Raw genomic sequence first — 1,315 nt, forward strand, 5'->3', positions numbered from 1 at the left:
TACAATCTAATTAAATTAAAATATATATGATTATAAAATAGGATATATGGAGAATAATATGAATTATGTAAAAGTTAAAAATATAAATTTAGGTTGTGGAAAACCTAAAATTTGTACATCTGTAGTAGGTAAAACTGAAGATGAAATAATAAGAGAATGTGAAAAAATATATTCAAGTAATGTTGATATTGTTGAACTTAGATGTGACTTTTTTGACCATGTTTTAAATATTGAAAAAGTATGTGATTTGTTAAGTAAAATAAAAATGATTTTAAATGAAAAACCTTTAATTTTTACTGTTAGAAGTAAAGAAGAAGGTGGTGAAATATGCCTAAGCGAAAAAGAATATACGGATTTATATAAAAACATATGTGAAAAAAAACTTACTGATATTATTGATGTGGAGTTGAGAATTGGAGAAGCAAAGATAGCTGAGTTAGTTAAGGTTGCTCATAAAAACAATATTAAAGTCATCATATCTAAGCATGATTTTGAAAAAACGCCACAAAAAAATGAAATGATTGAAGATTTAATAAATATGCAAAAACTAAATGCAGATATTCCAAAGTTGGCGGTTATGCCTAATACTTATATAGATGTAATTAAATTATTAGAAGTTACAACTATAATGAAAGAAAAATACAAGGAAACACCTATAATAACAATTTCCATGGGAAAAAAAGGGATAATAAGTCGTATGAGTGGTCAAATATTTGGATCCTGCTTAACATTTGCTTCTGGCTCAAAAGCTTCCGCTCCAGGTCAAATAGAAGTTAAAGATTTAGATATTTTTTTAGATATAATAAATAAATATTTCCAAGAAAATTCTAAATTAGAAAAAACTAATATTATATTAGTTGGATTTATGGGCACTGGTAAAAGTTATATATCAGAAAAATTAAGTAAATTATTAAAAATAAAAAAAATTGATACAGACCAATATATTGAATTAAAGGAAAATAAAACTGTTGATAAGATTTTTTCTATATATGGAGAAGAATATTTTAGAAAATGTGAAAAAGATACTTTAGTTGAACTATCAAATGAGAATGATATTATTATTTCTTGCGGAGGAGGAATAGTAATAAAAGATGAAAATATTGAATTAATGAAACAAATGGGTAAAGTAATATTGCTTACAGCCAGTCCCAGTACTATATATGAAAGGGTTAGAAATAGCCAAAGTAGACCAATTTTGAATGATAATATGAATGAAGAATATATAGCTACTTTAATGGATAAAAGAAAAGAAAGATATTTAAAAGCTGCAGATATAATTATAAATACAGATAATAAAACTGGAGAAGAAATTTGT

The 1,315-nt window shown here is 24.6% G+C and carries 1 protein-coding gene; it reads left to right on the plus strand.

All coding sequences use genetic code 11. From position 1 onward, the window contains the following. Window positions 1-58 precede the first annotated feature (58 nt). Window positions 59-1,315, plus strand: a 1,257-nt coding sequence (gene aroD / locus NSA58_RS20315) for a type I 3-dehydroquinate dehydratase (protein WP_257560944.1), incomplete at its 3' end; no start/stop codon positions are given.

Source organism: Terrisporobacter muris, assembly GCF_024621905.1.
GTDB lineage: Bacteria > Bacillota > Clostridia > Peptostreptococcales > Peptostreptococcaceae > Terrisporobacter > Terrisporobacter muris.